This window comes from Piscinibacter sp. PDB5-1 (genome assembly GCF_056676035.1).
In genome coordinates, this window is sequence record NZ_JBWVZL010000001.1 from 114,633 (window position 1) to 132,624 (window position 17,992).

The 17,992-nt window shown below is 66.5% G+C and carries 23 protein-coding genes; 16 read left to right on the forward strand and 7 right to left on the reverse strand.

From position 1 onward, the window contains the following. Positions 1-33 precede the first annotated feature (33 nt). Positions 34-2,643, reverse strand: coding sequence for a VapE domain-containing protein (locus AC1KAT_RS00545; protein ID WP_480321691.1), 2,610 nt, complete (start codon positions 2,641-2,643; stop codon positions 34-36). Between the two features lie 73 nt (positions 2,644-2,716). Then, positions 2,717-3,007, reverse strand: a complete 291-nt coding sequence (locus tag AC1KAT_RS00550) for a hypothetical protein (protein ID WP_480321693.1) — start codon at positions 3,005-3,007, stop codon at positions 2,717-2,719. Between the two features lie 266 nt (positions 3,008-3,273). On the opposite strand from AC1KAT_RS00550, the gene AC1KAT_RS00555 reads away from it, so the two are divergent. Further along, positions 3,274-3,504: a hypothetical protein gene (locus AC1KAT_RS00555; protein WP_480321695.1), complete on the forward strand. Its 231-nt coding sequence runs from the start codon at positions 3,274-3,276 to the stop codon at positions 3,502-3,504. Positions 3,505-3,514: 10 nt separating this feature from the next. Here AC1KAT_RS00555 and AC1KAT_RS00560 read toward each other — a convergent pair whose 3' ends face one another. Beyond that, a complete protein-coding gene (locus tag AC1KAT_RS00560) occupies positions 3,515-3,991 on the reverse strand; it encodes a phage regulatory CII family protein (RefSeq protein ID WP_480321697.1) in 477 nt (158 codons plus the stop codon). A 93-nt stretch (positions 3,992-4,084) separates the two neighbouring features. After that, a complete protein-coding gene (locus AC1KAT_RS00565) occupies positions 4,085-4,321 on the reverse strand; it encodes a hypothetical protein (RefSeq protein WP_480321699.1) in 237 nt (78 codons plus the stop codon). A 75-nt stretch (positions 4,322-4,396) separates the two neighbouring features. Here AC1KAT_RS00565 and AC1KAT_RS00570 point away from each other — a divergent pair, with 75 nt between their 5' ends. The 13 genes from AC1KAT_RS00570 to AC1KAT_RS00630 all read left to right on the forward strand — a co-directional run bounded on the left by AC1KAT_RS00570 (position 4,397) and on the right by AC1KAT_RS00630 (position 11,279). After that, positions 4,397-4,945, forward strand: a complete 549-nt coding sequence (locus tag AC1KAT_RS00570) for a hypothetical protein (RefSeq protein WP_480321701.1) — start codon at positions 4,397-4,399, stop codon at positions 4,943-4,945. Between the two features lie 465 nt (positions 4,946-5,410). Then, entirely contained in the window at positions 5,411-5,716 is a 306-nt protein-coding gene (locus AC1KAT_RS00575) for a hypothetical protein (protein WP_480321703.1), read from the forward strand. Next, positions 5,713-6,255, forward strand: a complete 543-nt coding sequence (locus AC1KAT_RS00580; RefSeq protein ID WP_480321705.1) for a hypothetical protein — start codon at positions 5,713-5,715, stop codon at positions 6,253-6,255. Before AC1KAT_RS00575 ends, AC1KAT_RS00580 begins: the two co-directional genes overlap by 4 nt. Position 6,256: 1 nt before the next feature. Next, positions 6,257-6,484, forward strand: a complete 228-nt coding sequence (locus tag AC1KAT_RS00585; RefSeq protein WP_480321707.1) for a hypothetical protein — start codon at positions 6,257-6,259, stop codon at positions 6,482-6,484. Further along, positions 6,474-6,767 (forward strand): hypothetical protein, encoded by a 294-nt coding sequence (locus tag AC1KAT_RS00590; protein ID WP_480321709.1) that lies wholly within the window; start codon positions 6,474-6,476, stop codon positions 6,765-6,767. Before AC1KAT_RS00585 ends, AC1KAT_RS00590 begins: the two co-directional genes overlap by 11 nt. Then, positions 6,764-7,141 carry a hypothetical protein gene (locus AC1KAT_RS00595; protein ID WP_480321711.1) on the forward strand — a complete coding sequence of 126 codons (378 nt, stop codon included), beginning with the start codon at positions 6,764-6,766 and terminating at the stop codon, positions 7,139-7,141. The genes AC1KAT_RS00590 and AC1KAT_RS00595 overlap by 4 nt, the downstream gene beginning before the upstream one ends. Beyond that, on the forward strand, positions 7,138-7,476 hold the full coding sequence (locus AC1KAT_RS00600; RefSeq protein ID WP_480321713.1) for a hypothetical protein: 339 nt from the start codon (positions 7,138-7,140) through the stop codon (positions 7,474-7,476). The genes AC1KAT_RS00595 and AC1KAT_RS00600 overlap by 4 nt, the downstream gene beginning before the upstream one ends. Then, positions 7,473-8,075: a YfbR-like 5'-deoxynucleotidase gene (locus tag AC1KAT_RS00605; protein ID WP_480321715.1), complete on the forward strand. Its 603-nt coding sequence runs from the start codon at positions 7,473-7,475 to the stop codon at positions 8,073-8,075. Before AC1KAT_RS00600 ends, AC1KAT_RS00605 begins: the two co-directional genes overlap by 4 nt. After that, positions 8,072-8,341, forward strand: a complete 270-nt coding sequence (locus AC1KAT_RS00610; protein ID WP_480321717.1) for a hypothetical protein — start codon at positions 8,072-8,074, stop codon at positions 8,339-8,341. The genes AC1KAT_RS00605 and AC1KAT_RS00610 overlap by 4 nt, the downstream gene beginning before the upstream one ends. A gap of 23 nt (positions 8,342-8,364) precedes the next feature. Continuing rightward, positions 8,365-10,248 (forward strand): ParB/RepB/Spo0J family partition protein, encoded by a 1,884-nt coding sequence (locus AC1KAT_RS00615; protein ID WP_480321719.1) that lies wholly within the window; start codon positions 8,365-8,367, stop codon positions 10,246-10,248. Further along, entirely contained in the window at positions 10,245-10,559 is a 315-nt protein-coding gene (locus AC1KAT_RS00620; protein WP_480321721.1) for a hypothetical protein, read from the forward strand. Before AC1KAT_RS00615 ends, AC1KAT_RS00620 begins: the two co-directional genes overlap by 4 nt. Beyond that, a complete protein-coding gene (locus AC1KAT_RS00625; RefSeq protein WP_480321723.1) occupies positions 10,556-11,017 on the forward strand; it encodes a hypothetical protein in 462 nt (153 codons plus the stop codon). Before AC1KAT_RS00620 ends, AC1KAT_RS00625 begins: the two co-directional genes overlap by 4 nt. Then, positions 11,007-11,279, forward strand: a complete 273-nt coding sequence (locus AC1KAT_RS00630) for a hypothetical protein (protein WP_480321725.1) — start codon at positions 11,007-11,009, stop codon at positions 11,277-11,279. Before AC1KAT_RS00625 ends, AC1KAT_RS00630 begins: the two co-directional genes overlap by 11 nt. Positions 11,280-11,509: 230 nt before the next feature. On the opposite strand, the gene AC1KAT_RS00635 is transcribed toward AC1KAT_RS00630, so the two are convergent. The 3 genes from AC1KAT_RS00635 to AC1KAT_RS00645 form a co-directional block, all read right to left on the reverse strand. After that, positions 11,510-12,346: an esterase/lipase family protein gene (locus AC1KAT_RS00635; protein WP_480321727.1), complete on the reverse strand. Its 837-nt coding sequence runs from the start codon at positions 12,344-12,346 to the stop codon at positions 11,510-11,512. Between the two features lie 369 nt (positions 12,347-12,715). Then, on the reverse strand, positions 12,716-12,955 hold the full coding sequence (locus tag AC1KAT_RS00640; RefSeq protein ID WP_480321729.1) for a hypothetical protein: 240 nt from the start codon (positions 12,953-12,955) through the stop codon (positions 12,716-12,718). A gap of 95 nt (positions 12,956-13,050) precedes the next feature. Beyond that, positions 13,051-13,965, reverse strand: a complete 915-nt coding sequence (locus AC1KAT_RS00645) for a DMT family transporter (RefSeq protein ID WP_480321731.1) — start codon at positions 13,963-13,965, stop codon at positions 13,051-13,053. A 365-nt stretch (positions 13,966-14,330) separates the two neighbouring features. On the opposite strand from AC1KAT_RS00645, the gene AC1KAT_RS00650 reads away from it, so the two are divergent. Then, complete coding sequence (locus AC1KAT_RS00650) at positions 14,331-15,767, forward strand: alpha/beta hydrolase domain-containing protein (protein ID WP_480321733.1); 1,437 nt, start codon at positions 14,331-14,333, stop codon at positions 15,765-15,767. A gap of 246 nt (positions 15,768-16,013) precedes the next feature. Further along, positions 16,014-17,981, forward strand: coding sequence for a carboxylesterase/lipase family protein (locus tag AC1KAT_RS00655; protein ID WP_480321735.1), 1,968 nt, complete (start codon positions 16,014-16,016; stop codon positions 17,979-17,981). Positions 17,982-17,992: the final 11 nt, after the last annotated feature.

Consider the following 17,992-nt stretch of genomic DNA (forward strand, 5'->3'; position numbering starts at 1 on the left):
ACCTTTTCCGCAGCTGCGCGCTGCGCTCGCTGGTCAAAACGGCTCGTCATCGCTGATCCCATGAGGCGATGCGACCCGCGCGGACCGCTCGCCTCCCTCTTGCTGATCGGTGGGCGCCGCGCCCACCGCTACATCCGTTTCAGCCGGCAATTCCGGTGGCCAGACGTCCGGCTTGGCATAGCCTCGACGGCGCGCCCCTGTGGACTCCCGCATGTGCATCCAGCCCTGCGCGTCCAACCACCCGCGAATCTGCTGTTCGAGCAGCCCGGTGGACTTCGCCGCGTCCGCGCCCAGCGCATGCACCAGCTCGTGCAGCGTGACAAACGTCGTGTGCTGGTTCAGCCCCGAGGTCGACCGCCCCTCGGTCGAAAGCGCCCCCTCTCGCGTGAGCAGCTCATACAACTTGCTCTGCACCGTCGTCTCAACGAGCCGAAGCTCTTGCTCTGGCACGAAGTAGCGCTCTTCCTCTTCGCGCGTCGGAATGAACCGCTGACCGCGCTTGTAGGCATCAAACGCCTCGGCAAAGAGTTGAGCGCGCCATTTCCGCAGCCATTCGATGTTGATGCGCCCGCCGATCCACATCGGCCAAAACCGCCTGTTGCCCGTCAGGTCGTACAGGTACTGCCGCTTGTTCGTCGTGCAGAAGATGACGCACTGACGTGGGTGGGCCTGCACGTACTGGCCGTAGGCCCCACGAAAGCGGTCCACCGTCGAACTGAAGAACTGCTTGATCTGCTCGCTGTCCGCGCGCTTGAAGGCCGTCATTTCGCTCAACTCATAGGCCCACAGGCCTTCGAGCTGCTCCATGCCGTCCTTGCCGTTGCCAATGTCGAAGTGCGTGTCCGAGAAGTAGTCCTTCCCGACCAGCTCAGCCACGAACGTGGACTTGCCGATACCGCCCTTGCCCTCGAGCACCGGCGAATAGTCGAACTTGATGCCAGGCTCCATCACGCGCGCCACCAGCCCCATCAGCAAGAAGGTGGACACCAGCTCGAAGTAGCGCCGCCGCCGAGGCGACTGTTCTTCGGGCTTCATCCCCAGCACGTGCATGAGCCACTTCTCGAGCCGTGGCTTGCCATCCCATTCGACCGAATGCAGCCAGTCCCTGATGGGGTGATAGCGGTTCATGTCCGCCACCGTGTCCATCGCCTCGACCAACGCGGCCTTGCTCGCCGCCTTCAGCTTGTATTGCTGGCTGAGCCAGTCGCCCAAACGCAGCGCGTCGGTCTCGGCCAGCGGCCCGGCCTGCTTGCGCCACGGCCATGCCTTCACCGTGCCAGGTGCGTTCGTCAACTCGTTGAAGCCCAGGCAGCCCTTCAGATCGGGCGCCTTCCTGAGCCCCGCAATCAGCAACTTGCGGTTCACGCCCAAGTCCCAGGGCTTGCATTTCAGCGTTTCGCAGACGTATTCGATGTGTTCAGCGAACGCGTCGTCTTCGTCGTCACCCTCCGAAGCGGCAGCGGTGGAATCGCCGCCGGTGGGCGGCGGCGGCGGCTCCGACGACCTGGCCGGCGGCTTGCCCGCAGCGGCCCATTCCGGCAGTGCAGTCGCCTGCGAAAAGAAGCCGAGCACTCGGTCAAAGTCCCAGCCGTCATCGTTGATCGCGTTGGCGCAGTCCCACCCATCGATCACCCTGCCCGGCTCGGGTATCGGCAGCAGCTGCACCGTGCAGCCGTGCGCCTCACGCAGCTTCGAGCCCACTCCCAGCATCGCCTGCAGGCCCGGCTGCTTCACCGCATCCAGGAGCGGCTTCGTTTGCAGCAGCACCTGCTGAGCCAACTTGTCGGGGTTGGCCTTGCGCTCTGCGGGCGTCAAGGGAACGTGCTTGGCATCGCAGTCGGGCCACAGGATGACCGTGTGGTTGGCAAGCGGCGACCAATCGCACTTGCCCCACACCTTGCAGCCACCGACCCAGCTCACGACGCAATAGACGCCAGGCGCGCAAGAGTCGAGCAGAACCTGAAGGACATCGGCCTTCTTCTCACCCTCGACCACCACCACCGTGCGCCCGTCAGGCAACCGGTGACCTGGGAAGTACAACGGCCGCAGTTCATCGAACTGCCGCCACACCCAGCGTGCCGCGCCATCACGTGCGCTCACGCACCAGGTGTACGGCAGCGTGTCCTTGCCACCCGTGCTGGTGCGAAAGCGCACCACGTACCCGGCAACCGCATCGCCGACGCGGTATTCCGCAATGTGCTCGATGTCTTCGGGCTTTCGGTGCGGGTGCCTATACGTCGGCTTTGGCGCGTGCGCCGGCACCGGCCGTTGTGTCGTCCAGCCCTCGTCGGGCGGCTCTGGCTTCGACTGCGGGCGAGCCGGTGGCTGGCGAGCAGGCGTCGTTGCGGCCCCCCCTTCCGACTGGAGCAACTCGCGCGCCGCCTCAACCTGGCCGAGGCCGTGAATTGCCGCGTACAGGCGAATCATCCCCTGCCCCGCCTCGCCGCTCTGGAAGTCTTTCCAGATGCCGTTCTTGAGGTTGAAGCTGAAGCTCGAGCCAGCCCCGCCGCTCAAGCTGCCGCAGACGAACTCTTTGCCCACCCGGTGGCCGCCATCAAGCCAGGCCGGCAGCAGTTCGGGTGCGCGGTCAAGCAGCTTGGCCGCAAGGGCGTCGAAATCGATCAGATCGCGCTCACCCGCCACGCGACCCCCTTCTCCATCGAGTCATATGATTCTTCTTCTGGTAGCAGCCATTCGGGTGGGCTGCCCGGTTCGTTCAGCCGCGCGACCAGCTGCGCAGCGCGTGATCCAGATTCGTGAGGCTTCCGCCTACCCACGAGCGCGGGGCATACAGCGCCAGTGGGCGCCGCGAGGTCGGCACCGCGAGCGAGCCGCAGCGCTGCAACTCACCGGCTTTCACCATGTTCTTCACCGTGGCCTCGCCGACCTTCCGCCCGACCTGCGCGTGTTGCACGATCTGATTGACGTGGACGCCCCGCAACTGCTGCGCATACAGCGCCTCGGCTGCGCTTGCCAGCGCCTGGCGAATCTCGCCGCGCGGTCTCATGGCCCCACCTCTACCCAAATGGTCACCATAGACAAGTCGTTGCATGTCACCGGCATTGGCGGAGTTGAGTACGCGAACGCGCGAACAGCTTTGCTCGGTTCAGGCTGCATCGCGCACCTCCACCTCGGCCGGTTGCAGCGCTCCGCTCGGCACGCCGGGTGCACCTCGGGTATCTACACACAAGGCAGAACCCGCGATCATTGCGAGAGTTGCAGCCGCGTTGGCCGCAGCGAGTCCCTTCAGAGCTTCAATCACGAGGAACCCCCATGCGGACAATCACGCGCCAAACCGGCAGCTACCAAGCAGTCAACAGTCAAGGCCAGCAAAACACGGTGTTTGTGTTCACGGAGTTCTTCGAAACGACCACGCTTGCTGGTCCGCCCCATTGGGAAGAAGGAATGCGCTCCCACAAGTTGGCCAACGGCGGCAACGTCAACGTCAATACGGACGGGACGCTTGTGGTTGTCGCCACCGGAGAAGTTCTGCGGCGCGTTTGAAGGGCGCACATCACGCGGCATCGCGCCCTCCCGATGACTGACAAGCCTTGTTCTTCGCAACCCAGGTTGCGTGCAACACCGCAAAGGCTTGCACCACTTCCTGCCACTGGCGCTCAAGAGCCCGCAACTCGTTGTCGTTGATGACCCGGTCGGCGGCGCCTGTGGCCACCTCGCCCAGCACGTCGCTGAACTCCTTCGTCAACACGGCCAGTTGTGCCAACGTGTCGCCGTGGGCCGTTTCGTCAAGCTGAGGCATGCGAAACGCGACGTAGCCCAGCCGCTGGTTGATCGCGTGCAAACAGCGGTGGTCGCCCGTCCACTCCATGATCTTCACGGCGTCGAGCAAGCCAGCCTTGGCCCGGTTGTCCTTCGGTGGCCGCAACTCGTGGCAAAGCTGGACCAGCGACTTGCGAGGGGAGAAGAGCGAGGCAATGGCTTCTGCCCCGTAGTCATGCACCGTGTCGTACAGAGCGCTTAGAACATTCATGGCGTCACAAAAGTGGGTGCGGGTTGTGATGGACTGACAAGTACCGGATCGGAGAGGATTCGCCCAATGGAAACCCTGCCCCCCAAATGGCCCTCACGCGTCGGCGTGGGCTTCGCTCGCCACAGCGGGCAGGCTGCGCTCGCCCCGGTCAACTGCGTCAAAGTAGGAAATCAGCGGCTGGATCGTTTGAACGCGAGGGTTCTCTCGATCCCCATAGACGATCTTTCGAGGGAGCGTTTTTGCGACGCCGGTGGCACTCGCAATGGCTTCCCACCGAGCAGCCCCTGCGTTGCGCAGGCGGCGCTTAAGCTGAATGAGGATGTCTTCCATGAGCGGGACTGTAATCCCGTTTTCGGGATTGCTCAAGTCCCACATTCGGGATTTGACCTTGGGCAGAGTTCAGCCATGGACAGCCCAAGCAAAGACGTACTGGCGGCGAACCTCAAGGACCTGATGGGCCGCCGCCCGGACAGGGACAAGTTCCCAAAGATCACCGCCGCCGGGGGACCGACGAACGGCACACTTGATCGGATTCGTCGCGCCGAAAGTGCGTGCGGGATCGATCAACTCGACCTGCTAGGGCAAGCATTCGGCCTCGACGCATGGCGACTCATTGCACCAAATCTCGGCGAAGACGTTGCATCATCAAGGAGTCAGCCGAGTGGCGTCGATGCAGAAGCTCTTGAGAACTTCCTGCTGGCACTCGTAGTGGACGACGAAGGGCGCATCCCCCCCGCGAAGCTCATCCAACTCGAGACCGCGTTCGACGCTCTTCACCCCGGAAAGAGAGAGGCCGCCAGGCGCGCCATCACAAAGTTCGCGGCAAAGCTCTCGAAGTACGCTCAAGCGCCCGAAAGCCCTCCAGCCAAAGCATTGCAATCGCCGCCTGTGCCGGCGAAATCCGCTCAAAAGACGCGACGCCCAGCACTCGCAGCAGGGTCGCGCGGGCGGTAGCGCGCTCAGTCAATGAAAGAAGCGCCAACTCAATATCAGCCATGACCATGGCACTTTGAGTGACCACGCCGCCATGACGGCAGTCAACTGCATCGGCCCCCACCTCCGGCCGGCTCATCTCATTCCTCACACGTTCCCCAGATAACTCGAAGCACTCCCTGCTCGCCCTGTCGCGGTCTGTGCCGCTTGCGGCCCGCGATTGGCACACATACGTCGCCCCTGCCGACATGTAAGCCTTTACAGGTATCGCTCCCCGACCCCATAGACAGGGGATTGCGAACACTCACTACAAGCGCAGCAGCCTCGCCCTTCTTGGGGTTGACAGCATGCGCGCAAGCACCCGCCCCAGCCCTCCACCCGGGAGCGGACATGCGCCCCGCATCATCCCACTAACGGGATTGCACAATCCCGTTTTCGGGATTAGAGTCGCCCCGCCAGCTCATTCCGGGCTGATGGGAGCGAATCTTGATCATTGCGAACCTTGGGGGCACGAACTACGCCCTGGCATCGCTAGCCGATGCCGAACAACTTTTGGCGATCCTCGAACGCGCAAAGCCGGTCAACCACCAGTACGTGTCGTTGCCGAAATGGCGGGAGGTGCACTACGAAGCCACCCACGGCGCCAGCTACGCCGAACTTAAAGTCGTCAACGGCGAGCTGATCAGCGAAGCCCAATATCTCGCGCTCGCCGCAGAGTCCGACCGGCTGAGAGCCGAAGAAGAGAAGGCCAAGAAGAACGCCGCAGTCAGTCAAGCAGAGGTCGGCGCATGAACTTGCGCCACTTCATGCTGGCCGTCGTGCTGGTCGTCATGGCGGCCGCCACCACGTTTTGCGATGCCGCGACCCTTGGACTGCACCTCACCACAGCCCACTTCGGCACGCACAGCGAAAGCACCGTCCGGCCGCTTTCGACCTGCACCGACTCAGGCGGCAAAGAGCTGCCGCACGGCACCAGCTGCCGCAGCAGTAGCTACACCACCCACGAGCAGCGCGCCTATCGCAGCAGCACACCTGGCGCGTACCTGCGCTGGTCGCACGGGGCGCTGGCAGGCCTGACGCTGGGCGGTTACCGCAACAGCCTGGGCCGCAGCAGCGTCTACGCGGGCTGGACGTGGCAAACGCCAGACCAGCGCCTGGCGCTGACGGTGGGCGCGGTCACGGGCTACGGCGGGCGCCTGGTGCCGCTGGTCACGCCGAGCGCCCGCGTGCCTCTTGCGGCCGGCGTCGCGCTGCGCGTGGCCCTGCTGCCGGCGCTGCATCACGCCAGCACGTCTGCCGGCGTGCACCTGGCCCTCGAGACGGAGCTGTGACGTGAAGCAGCCCCCGCCTCTCCACCCCTTCCCTCTCGAACGCTGGGCGAACCGCAACCCGCGCGTGCGCTGGCCGCTGGTTTACGCCGCGCTGTTCTTCGCCTTCGGCTTGAGCGGGTGGATCGCCCCACCCGACACCAGCCTCGACTGTGCAGGCGCCTGCACTGAGCAAGTCAACCCCGAGCAACCCACCGACGACACAGCAGGAGCCGATGACCATGCGTCCTAGTCCCGCGCCCACCCCCTTTGCCGACACCGAGTTGAGCCTCGTTGATCGAGTGCTTGACCCGGTCATGCCGCCACCGCCGCGCCCGCTGCACTGCGTGGTGCGGCCCTCGACACCCGACCGCGCCGACGACTTGCACCGGCGCCATGCGGCCGCACTGCGCGCAGCGCGCATGGCCGCGTGGCGCGGCGGCGTTCGCCGGGGTGCCTTGTGGGGCATGGCCATGGGCGCGCCGCTCGGCATGCTCGTGGTGTACGCCGCGTTTCACCTGGGGCGGGCGCTGTGAGCGCCGTGCTCGACCGCGAGCCGGTCGCCCCTTCCGCGAGGCTGGCCTCAGACATGTTCGTGGCGGTCGCCGGCCAGTTGCAGCGGCTGGCCGAAGTCCGAACCAGCACAGACGGCAGCGTGCACATCCACCTGCTGGTGCTGCAACCGCGCGACGCGGTGCCTTTTCTCGCCATCTTCCACGTGCCGGCCGACCAGCGCGACCTGTACACGGGCCTTGCCCACCGCCTCGCCATCGGCGACGGCGTCGTCGTGTCTGGCCGCGGCATCACCTTCGCCAACCACGGGGGTCACGGCGTGCTGCGCATGGTGACCTGCCACGCCTTCGGGCCATTTGACCTGGCCACCCTCAACCCCAAGTCGGAGAACGCATGACGCTGCACCCGCCACCCGAGCAACAGTTCAAGGTCGGCGCCCAGCGCCAAGAGGTCATGTTCAAAGACGGCACCAGCCTCACGCTGCAACCCGTCTTCGAGCATGGCCGCCCCGCCCTCTTCAAGCGCGCCACCAGGGTCGATGGCGACGTGCTCATCGCCTTCGACTTGAGCCACGTCGTGCCCACGCTCGCCGCAGAACTGCTCACCACCGCCGAGCGCGACGTGCCAGGCCACGTCTTCTACACGCTGCGCCTCAAGTTCAAGACCGCCGCCGAGGCCTTCGCCAAGATCGCCCAGGTCGGCCATGTCATCAGCGCCGAGGTGCCGGCATGAGCTGGATGCTTACCGCTGGCGGCACAACGGTAGACCTGAAGCTCTGGCTGCCCGGCTTCGTCAACGTCATGGACGTGGCGCACCACCTCGCGCACATCAACCGCTTCAACGGCGCCTGCTCGCGGCCGTACAGCGTGGCAGAGCACAGCCTGCTGGTTGTCGAGATCATGCAGCGTGCCGGCGTCGTCAGCCCGCACATCCTCATGGCCGGGCTGCTACACGACGCGCACGAAGCGTACGTGGGCGACGTGAGCAGCCCGCTCAAGGACGTGCTGGGTGAGGCGTGGCACCGCGTCGAGGCCCAGGCCCAGCACGCGGTGCTGCGGCACTTCAACTGCTTCGCCGCGTTCACGGCAGCGCGCGACGTGATCCGCTGGGCCGACCTGACAGCGCTCACCACCGAGCGCCAGCAGTTGCTGCCCGTAGGCGGCCCGCGTTGGCCGGTCGAAGACTCGCACCCACCCATCGAGTGGGACTTCAGCGCCCGCGAGTCCGTCACCCCGCGCGAATGGGGCCTCACCTTCGTCGAGCGCTACAGCGAACTGCTGTTCGCCCGGCAAGAGACGCACCCCCTACCCAGCGAAGAGGTGCCCTCATGAGCGCCCGCGTCCACGAGCTGCGCGCCAACAACACCAGCGGCGTGTCCGGCCTGCGCCTCAACAAGCGCCGGGGCCACCAGGTGATCGACGTCGCCTGGTACGCCGACGACCGCCGCCGCTTCACCTGCTACCCCATCAAGAGCGCGCCCCTCCAAGCCGTCGAGCGCGCCATGACCAAGCGCGAAGCCGAAACCGGCGTCGCCTACGACATCACCCCGCGCCAGGCCTGGCTGCGGCTCAAGCAATCCGCCCAGGCCCGCGCCTGAGCCCATCCATCAAGGGCAGCACCATGGAAAACATCGCCATCATTCCGCTCAACGAATACCTGTTCGAGAGCCCGTTCAATCCGCGCAAGGCGTACCCCGAGGGCCCGTTGGCCGAACTCGCCGAGAGCATCAAGACGCAAGGCGTCATGCAACCCATCGTGGTGCGGCCGGTGGCCCGGTTGGCCAACATGGACCCGCATGTGCAGCAGTGGGAGATCGTCTTCGGCCACCGCCGCGAGCGCGCCTCGCGCCTGGCCGGCAAGGAATACATCCCCGCAATCGTGCGTGAGATGACCGATCAGCAGGCAGCAGTCGCGCAGATCCACGAGAACGGCAAGCGCGAAGACGTGTCGCCGCTCGAAGAGGCCGACAGCTACTCGCGGCTCATCCGCGAGCACAAGATGTCCATCGACGAGATCGCGGCCGAGATCAACAAAAGCAAGAGCTACGTCTACGGCCGGCTCAAGCTCGCCAAGCTCGCGCCCGAGGTTCGCAAGGCGCTCGACGAAGAAGGCCTGGGTGCCGAGCGAGCGCTTGAAATCGCCCGCCACCAGCACCACAACCTTCAGCGCATGGCCCTTAAAGACTGCCGCGCGCAAGAGTGGCTAGATGGCGGCTGGAAACCCGTGGGCTGGCTGCCGCTGCGCCAGGTGCAGTCAAAGGTGCGCGGCATGTTCGACTGCGACCTGCAAGACGCGCCGTTCGACCCCACCGACGCCCAGCTCGCCAAGCGTGCAGGCGCCTGCAGCAACTGCCACCGGCGAGCCGGCAACGACCCCGACCTCGAAGGCGTGCTCGACCCGCAGATCTGCACCGACCGCGAATGCTTCGAGCAGAAGGCGACGGCCCACCTGGCGAACCAGCTCAAGGCGCTGCGCGAGTCGGGGGCCGAGATCATTGAGGGCGACGAAGCGAAGGCCCTCATGCCGAACAAGCACAGCCACCCCACTGGCTTCACGCCTCTGAACTTCCTCGCCTACACCGACGAGTCGCCGCCGACGACAGCCGACGCCGATGAGTGCTCAGAGGTCACCTTCGGTGATGCCCGCCGCAAGCTGGCAGCCGAGGGCAAAGAAGTGCCGAAAACCGCGTACATCGTGGACCCGCACAACCCGGGGCAACTCATCGAGGCCCTTCCGAAAGAGGCCGCCCAGAAGATGCTGGTCGATCTGGGGGTCGAGAAGCCGCGTTCGCCCCCCACCGTCAATTCGTATCTCGAGCGTCAACGCGCCGCGTATGAAGAAAGCCTGGCCGCGATGTCACCGCAAGAGCGCGCGGTCGAGACCGACTGGGGCACCATCGAATCAGTGGTGTACGAGAAGGCGACCACAGCCCGGCGAAGCACCGGCGACTTGCTGCTGATCTGCCGGGCACTGCTCGAAGGCAGCTACGACCTCTCTAAAGCAGTGATCAACGCCATGGGCTGGCGCGAAGAGATCGACGCAGAAGAAGCCAAGGGCAGCGAGTCGGAGTTCGAAGACGAAGAGCACTTCGCTCGGGAGAAGCTGCCGTCCCTGTGCGCAGATGACCTGGCGAAGTTCGCCACGCTGCTGGCCATCGGCCGGGTGCCCACCGGCAGCCACAAGGACCATCGCACCGAGAAGCTTGAGCTGGCCGCGATGTACGGCGTTGACCCGCTCGACCCTGATGGCAGCCTGACAGCCGTAGCCGCTTCCACCCCTTCCACCGCTGCGCGTAGCGAAGAACATGCGGAAGCTGACGCTGGCAAAAAGCCCAAAGCCAAAAAAGCCGAGACGCCCGCTGCGCCGGCCGCGAACAAAGGTGGGAAGGGGAAGAAGGCCAGTCCGACGAAGCCGGCTCCCGCCGGCAATGAGCAGAAGGACGACGCCGGCGCTGCCGGCGGGAGCGCTGGCCAGGCCGAGCTGCTGGAAAGCGCTGACGCATGACAGCCCCGACATTGCGCGACCTCATCGCAGACGACGCCTACGCTGCGAGCTTCCAGGCGATGGGGCAGTACCGCAGCGCGCTGCTGAAGGTCATGGACGCCACGCAATCGGTTGGCGTGGCGGGGGCGCGGGCGCTGACGGCTGCGGAGCTGTCGGACTGCTGTGGTGGCTGCCGATCCACCAGCGCAATCGAAACCTGGATGCAACGCGCCATCACGAAGTTCTGCGAGGTCAACGGCATCACGATTCACCGCGCAGCCGCTCCACTCGCTCCCCAGCCCGACGCATCGCCCCTGGGAGCCCCCCGATGACCCCGCGCCAGAACAACCAACGCCAACGCGAGCAGCGGCCGCACAGCATACAGCTGCGCAGCTGCCCCGGGCTGTCGAAGCAACAGGTGATCGGTCTCGGCCTAGCGCACATCAGCAACCTCGACACCATCGCGTGCGGCGATGCGAGCGAAGAAGTGCTCTGGCAGGTGATGGGCGGGGTGCTCACCTGGCTGCGCGTCGCACAGCTGCTTGAGGTGGGCGAGGCAGAGATGCTGCCCCAGGTAGACCTGGTCGCAAAGCTCATCGATCGCTACGGCCGCACCGGCCGCATCCTCTTCACCGGCCCCGAGTACCAGCTCGCCAAGACCGGAACCATCGTCATGGACCTGCTTGCCGAGCAGGTTGACCAGGCCACCGCAATCGCGGCCGCCGACTGGTCAGAAGCGCAAGTGAATCTGATGGCCAAGCAAGGCCGAGGGGTGACCCATGAAAACTGAGCTGTACCTGCTGATGCTCACCGAGGGCAACCCGATCATGAGCATCGACAAGCTGGCCGATCTGCTGTGCCTCAACAAGCGCACCGTCGAAAACAAGCACTACGCCAAGGAGCTGGGCCTGCCGCTATTCAAGCTCGAAGGCGGGGGCCTGTTCGCTCACGTCACCGACGTCGCCAAGCTCATCGAGCAGCGCCGCGAAGAGGCAGCCGCGCTCTGCGCCAGTGCTACGCCACTGCTACAGCACCCGCGCAGAGCCGCATGAATGCTCACCATTCGCTCCAATCCATCATGGGGGCAACGGACAGTCGCCAGGGGCTAGGCACAGCAGGGGTCGAAACGTCGGGCACGGGTTCGCGGCGGTCCCGGCAGGGCGCGGGTGCGCCGGACGGAACCGGTCAAGAAAGCGGGAGAGGCCGCACTGTACTGCGAGCGCCCCGCCGCGCCGGGCGCAGGGCTGCGCCCGAATCCTCATTCAGCGCGTGCTCGACGCTTTCAGCGCGCGGCCGGGTGGCCGTGCACCGCGTCGTCGGCCCGGTGCACCAGCGGGTTGAACTGCGGAAACAGCAGCCGCTTCGCGCCGGTGGGCTCGAAGGGCTTCCAGTGGCCGTGGCGCTGGCGCAGGCGGTCGGCGATGACGTAGAGCGCAAGCGGGTTCATCGCCAAGCCGAGGTGGCTGCCTTCGATCTCGATGTTTTCGACCTCGTGGCCGGGCGCGTTGACGCTGCACTTCCACGACACCACACCGTCGGTGCGCGAGTAGACCGAGGTGGTCGGCACGGGCGGCGCCTCGCGCACCTGCGCGAGCATGTCGTGGTCGTGCGACGACTGGCCGCTGACCAATTCAAAGAAGCGCCAGGCGTTGGTCGCGCGCGGGTGCCCGGTGAAGGGCGTGCCCAGCGTGATGACGCAGCGCACGTGGTCAGGCAGCTCTTTGGCCAGCTCACGGGCGTAGATGCCGCCGAGGCTCCAGCCGATCAGGCTGACCTGGCGCGAATGGCTCTTGAAGAGCGCTCGCACATCGGCGTTGGCCCGCTCACGCACGCCCACACGCGGGCCGAAGTTGAAGCCCTGGCCCCAGGGGTGCGTGACGTAGCCGAGCGAATCGAGAAAGCGGCGCAGCGGCGCGGTGGTGTAGTCGTTGGCGCCGAGGCCGGGAAACACCAGCACCGGGTGCCCGTCGCCGCGCGGCAGGCGGCGCAACAAGGGCATGGCCGCCAGCATGGCGGCGTATTCCATCGGGGCCCGCCCCTCCAGCATCATCAGCAAGGCGCTGGGGGCCTTGAGGTGGTTGAAGGACAGCGATTCGTCGTGAGCTTGCGCGGGTTGCATGACATGCCTTTCGTTCGAGGTTCGGAGCCCGGTCGGGCCTTTCGGACAGCCGTTCAAAACGAGCCGAGTGCGCGCTTTATCGGAGGCGACTCTTGCCAACTTGAGCGCTTGCCGCCGATTGCAAGCCCTGCGCAAACCCGCGGTTTGCCTGGTGATTTGTCGGATCGCAGCGCATGACTTGACCTGCGGCAAGACCGGGCCTCGCATGCGACATGACACAACGAAACGGCGCCCCGCAACTGCGCTTCGACCCAGTCTGCGACGAGGCCGCCTCGCCCCCGTTGATGCAGATCAGTGCTTGCGGGGGCGCACGGCCGGGGCGTCGCACGAAGGCACGTGCATCGCGCTCGCCGGCCGTTCATTCGCCGCTCACACGTCGAGCGTGTAGACCCTCGCGTCGTTGCGCTCTTGGAGGCTGCTGCCGGCGAGCGCGCGGTTCCATTCGGGCAGGTGGGCGCCGCCCTGGTGCTGCAGGCCACGGGTCATCACGGCCACCTCTTCGGACGAAGCGTCGAACTCGGCCACCTGCTCTCGCTCGGCGGTGAACAACAAGGCGGTGCTGGCCCCCGACGACTCGATCAACACCAGGTACTTCGCGGGTTGTTGCATGGCGGGCCTCCTTGCGTTCGACAGGCTTGCAGTCTGCCAAAGCGGCAGCCGCGCGTCACCCACAGGGGCATGCGGCCCCGCGTGGCGGGGCGACCTCAGGGCGCGCCAGACCCGGCCGCCTTGGGCGCCGCGCTGCGCTGCCGCATGCGCAGCGCCCAGGCTTCATTGGCGACCAGCGCCCCCAGCACCAGCACACCACCGAACAAGGCACTGCCCGGCGGTTGCTCGCCCGCGCCGAGCCAGGCCCAAGCGACTCCGAAGACAACTTCGAGCAAGCCCAGCAAGGCGATCTCGGGCGCCGGCAGCACGCGGCTCAGCCGCACGACGAGCAGGCAGGGGATGGCCAGTTGCACCACGCCCAGCACGGCGAGCCAGCCGAGGTCGTGCGCCGTGGCCTGGAACGGCCACGCCAGCGGCAGCGTGGCCAACGACGAGAGCACGGCGCCGATCATCACGGCCGGCAACATGTCGGGCATGTCATTCGGGTCGCCGTGCGACGCGTGCTGCAGCACCGTCCAGTTGATGGCCGCGGCGAGCGGCACCGCCAAGGCCACGAGCGTGCCGGTAAGCGAGCCACCGCGACCGGCCTCTTGCCCGAACATCCACACGATGCCGGCGCCTGCCACGGCAATGGCCAGCCAGGTGCGCAAAGGCAGCGGGTGGCGCAAGAAGAGACGCGAGAACAGCGCCGTCACCAGCGGGCCGATGGCCATGGTGACCAGCACATTGGCCACCGTCGTGAGCGTGATCGCCACCATGAAGGCGGTGAACATCACCGACCAGCACAGACCCGACACCCACAGCGGCCACGAGGCCTGCGCGAGCCCGCGCCACAGCGCGCGGCCCTGCATGGCGCTCAGGGCGATCACCAGCGCGAGCGCATTGAACGCACTGCGCCAGAAGGTGACCTCGAAGCTGCGCGCCGCGTCGAGGTGGCGGGTGATGACGCCGGCGATGCTCCACAAGAGCGTCACCAGAACCATCAGCGCGACGGCCTGTGAATGTTTCATGGATGAGGCCGCGCAGCGGGACCCCCGGCTGCGCGCAAGACAAAGGGCGCCATTCTGCGGCGATGCCCGGCGTCGCGCCGTCGCGCGCGCGGCTCGCACGGGGTTCGCGGGGCTGGCGGGCTTTGAACCAAGTGCCTAGCGAGTAACCCTTCCTGCCGAAAAACAGGATTGGGTCCGGCCTAGACTTTTGTACTCAGTTGCTGATGCCTGCGGCCATGGCGCAAATCCCTGCGCTTCACCGGGGAAGACGCAGCTGCTGCGGCCGCGCACGAGAGCCCTTGCTGATGAAGCCCGCGCGGCCGCCGCTCGGTGCTTCTCGGCCTCGCGAGGCTTCATCAGGCCCCAAAAAAACGCATGGAGACCACATGAACCCCCTTTCCCATTCCTCGACCGGCAGCGGCGCACGCCAGCCGCGCTGGGCACATCACCTGAAGTCCGCCACCACGGCCGTGCTGCTCGCGCTGGGCAGCGTCGCCGCCTGGGCCGCCGTGTCGCAGGCCGCGATCCAGCCCGCCGCCGCGGGCGATCACTTCCTGACGCGCGCCAGCCAGATCGCCACCGCCGGTTACACCGACCGCGAGTTCTGGATTTCGGGCCTGGCCAAGACCTACCGCGCGTCCACCACGCTGCGCTCGGACGGCAAGTGGAGCGCCACCGTGGCGTCGAGCAACACGCCCTACCAGACCGTGATGCTGGTGCGCCGCCCCACCGACCCGGCCAAGTTCAACGGCATCGTGATCGTCGAGTGGCTGAACGTCAGCTCGGGCTACATCCTCGACGTGGACTGGGCCATGAGCAAGGAAGAATTCCTGCGCCAGGGCTATGCCTACGTCGGCCTGACCAACCAGAAGGTTGGCATGGACGGCCTGAAGGAAAAAAACCCCAGCCGCTACGCGACCGGCAACCTGCCGAACGACAACATCTCGTACGACATCCTCTCGCAAGCGGCCAAGGCCGTGCGCGACCAGAGCGGCGTGCTGCTCGGCGGGCTGGTGCCGCGCAAGGTGTTCGCCACCGGGCACTCGCAATCGGCGCTGCGCCTGACGACGTATGTCAACGCCATCCACCCGCTCGACCGCGTGATCGACGGCTTCGTGATCCACGGCCGTGGCAACAGCGGCATCAAGCTGTCGTCGAGCGACATCCGCGACGTGCCATCGAGCACGGTGATCCGCAACGACCTGCAAGAGCCGGTGTTCCAGCTGCAGTCCGAGATGGACGTGGACTCGCAGTCCGAAACCTCGAAGGCCATCGACACGAACAAGATCCGCTACTGGGAAGTGGCCGGTTCGTCGCACTCGGACAAGTACATGCTCGAGGGCATCTACTCGGTCAGCACGCGCCCGCCGGCGTCATGCGAGAAGCCGGCCAACAGCATGCCGTTCTATCGCGTGCAGAACGCCGTCTACAGCCACCTGGTGCGCTGGGCCACGACCGGCACGCCGCCGCCCATCGCGCCGCGCATCACGCGCAGCTCGCTGCTGCGCCGCATCCAGCGTGACAGCAACGGCAACGCACTCGGCGGCCTGCGCCTGCCCGAGATCAACGTGCCCTTCGCCACCTACGGCATCAGCAACTCGACCACGGGCTCGACCGAGTTCCTCGACCTGTTCGCCTGCATCACCAGCGGCAGCACCGAGATGTTCAGCGCGACCAAGCTGAGCTCGCTGTATGCCGACCGCACCGCGTACTTCAACAAGTACAAGACGGCGGCCGACGCGGCGCTGGCCGCCGGCTACCTGCTGCCGGCCGACCACGCCAAGGCACTCGAGCAAGCACGCAACGCGGCCATCCCGCGCTAAAGCATGCACGGGGTTGTGGGCATTGCCCACGACCCCGCGCCGCGCAGGCGTAATGCCGCCTGTCGTGCGCGGACCGACCCGCCAGCACGTCACCCACCACCCAGCCCCCTGCAGAGCGCGACCCGTGCGGCGCGCCCCTGGTGGATTGCTGTTGCCAAAAAAACCAAGGAGACACACGTGACGCCCGTGATGCATGTGACCCAGCGATTGCAAGATCCCCGAGGCCATCGCCGCTGCCAAAGCGCGATGGCCTTTTTGCTGGCGGCAGCCACCGCGCTGACGCTTTCGGCCTGCGGTTCGGGCGACGACGACATCTCGCCCACCACCCACACCGGCACCTTCGTGGACAGCCCCGTGGCCGGGCTCGACTACGTGGGCACCAGCACGGCGGCCGGCACCACCAACGCAGCCGGTCAGTTCAACTACGTCGCGGGTGAGACCCTCACCTTCTCGATCGGCAGCGTGGTGCTGGGCACGTCCACCGGCGCCACGGTCATCACGCCGCTGAGCGTGACGTCCGGCGCCACCTCGGCGGCCGACCCGCGCGTCAGCAACAAGCTGATCCTGCTGCAGACGCTCGACGCCGACGGCAACCTGAACAACGGCATCCAGATCACCGCGGCCATCCGCGCCGCGGTCACGGCCCAGGCCGCCAGCATCAACTTCGACCAGACCACGACGGCGTTCCGCACCAGCCTCGCGCCGCTGCTCACCGCACTCAACGGGGCCAGCGTGTTCACCGACACCGACCCGCGCCCCCGCACGGCCAAGAGCGTCGCGGCCGCGCTCGAACATTTCGCCCGGTCCACCAGCCCGCGCCACGAGGTGACGGTGGCCCACGGCCGGCTCAGCGGCTACGAGGCCACGGCCGACACCTGGCAGTTTCTTGGCATCCCTTACGCGCGGCCACCCCTGGGCAACCTGCGCTGGCGTGCGCCGCAAGCGCCCGAGGCGTGGACGGGTGTGCGCCATGCCGTGGCCTGGTCCGACCAGGCCGCGCAAAGCGTCACGGCCGAGCGCTTCGGCGAAGGCGGCATGAGTGAAGATTGCCTGTACCTCAACGTCACCACACCGAAGAACGCGGCCAACCTGCCGGTGATGGTGTGGTTTCACGGCGGCGGCTTCACTTCGCTCACCAGCAACACCAAGCCCTTCAACAACCCACGCTCGCTGACGACCAAGGGTGTGGTGATGGTGTCGGTGAACCACCGCCTGGGGCCCTTCGGCTACATCGCACACCCGCAGCTCAGCCAAGAGGCCCGCGACGATGGGCGCGGCTACACCGGCTCGGGCAACTACGGCCAGATGGACCTGATCGCGGCGCTTCAGTGGGTGCAGGCCAACATCGCCCAGTTCGGCGGCGACCCGGGCAACGTGACGATCTTCGGCGAGTCGGGCGGCGGCCGCAAAGTGCTGTCGCTGATGGCGTCGCCGCAGGCGCGCGGGCTCTTCCACAAGGCCATCAGCCAGAGCGGCACGCTGATCCCCGACACCCGCAGCCTGGCCGCGGCCGAGGCCATCGGCACCACCTTGCAGACGCGCCTGGGCGCCACCTCGCTGGCCGAGATGCGCAACCGCAGCTGGACCGAGATCGTCACCGCCGCCGCCCCGCTGGTACCCTACACCAACGTGGACAACCACTACCTGCCCACCACCGAGCGGGTCAGCTTCGAGAGCGGCGCACACAACGACGTGCCCTTCCTCATCACCGTCAACACCAACGACACGGTGGACCCGATCAACACCGTGAAGAACGTGCTGCCGTGGATGACCACGCACAGCAGCGCCAACCACTACGCCGCGCTCTTCAGCCACATGCCTTCGGGCTGGCGCGCGCGGGGCGTGACGACCTACCACGGCGGCGAGCTGACCTACGTCTTCAACTACTTCGACAGCGTGATCTCGCACTTTCAGCTGCGCCTGGTGATCGACCCCGCCACCAACGCGCCCCTGGTCGTCGGCGACCTCAACACCAACGGCACCAGCGGCACCGATGGCGACACGGCCGACGTGTTCGCCTCGGCCGGCTTCGACGCCACCGACACGACGGTGGCCGACACGGCGATGACGGCGTGGACGAACTTCGCCAAGACCGGCAACCCGAGCGTCGCCGGCCTGGTCGTTTGGCCGGCCTACACGCCCACGGGCGACGCCTACGTCGAACTGGGCGCCACCCCTGTCATCCGGACCGGTCTTTCGGCGGTGTTTCCCTGACGCGACGCGCC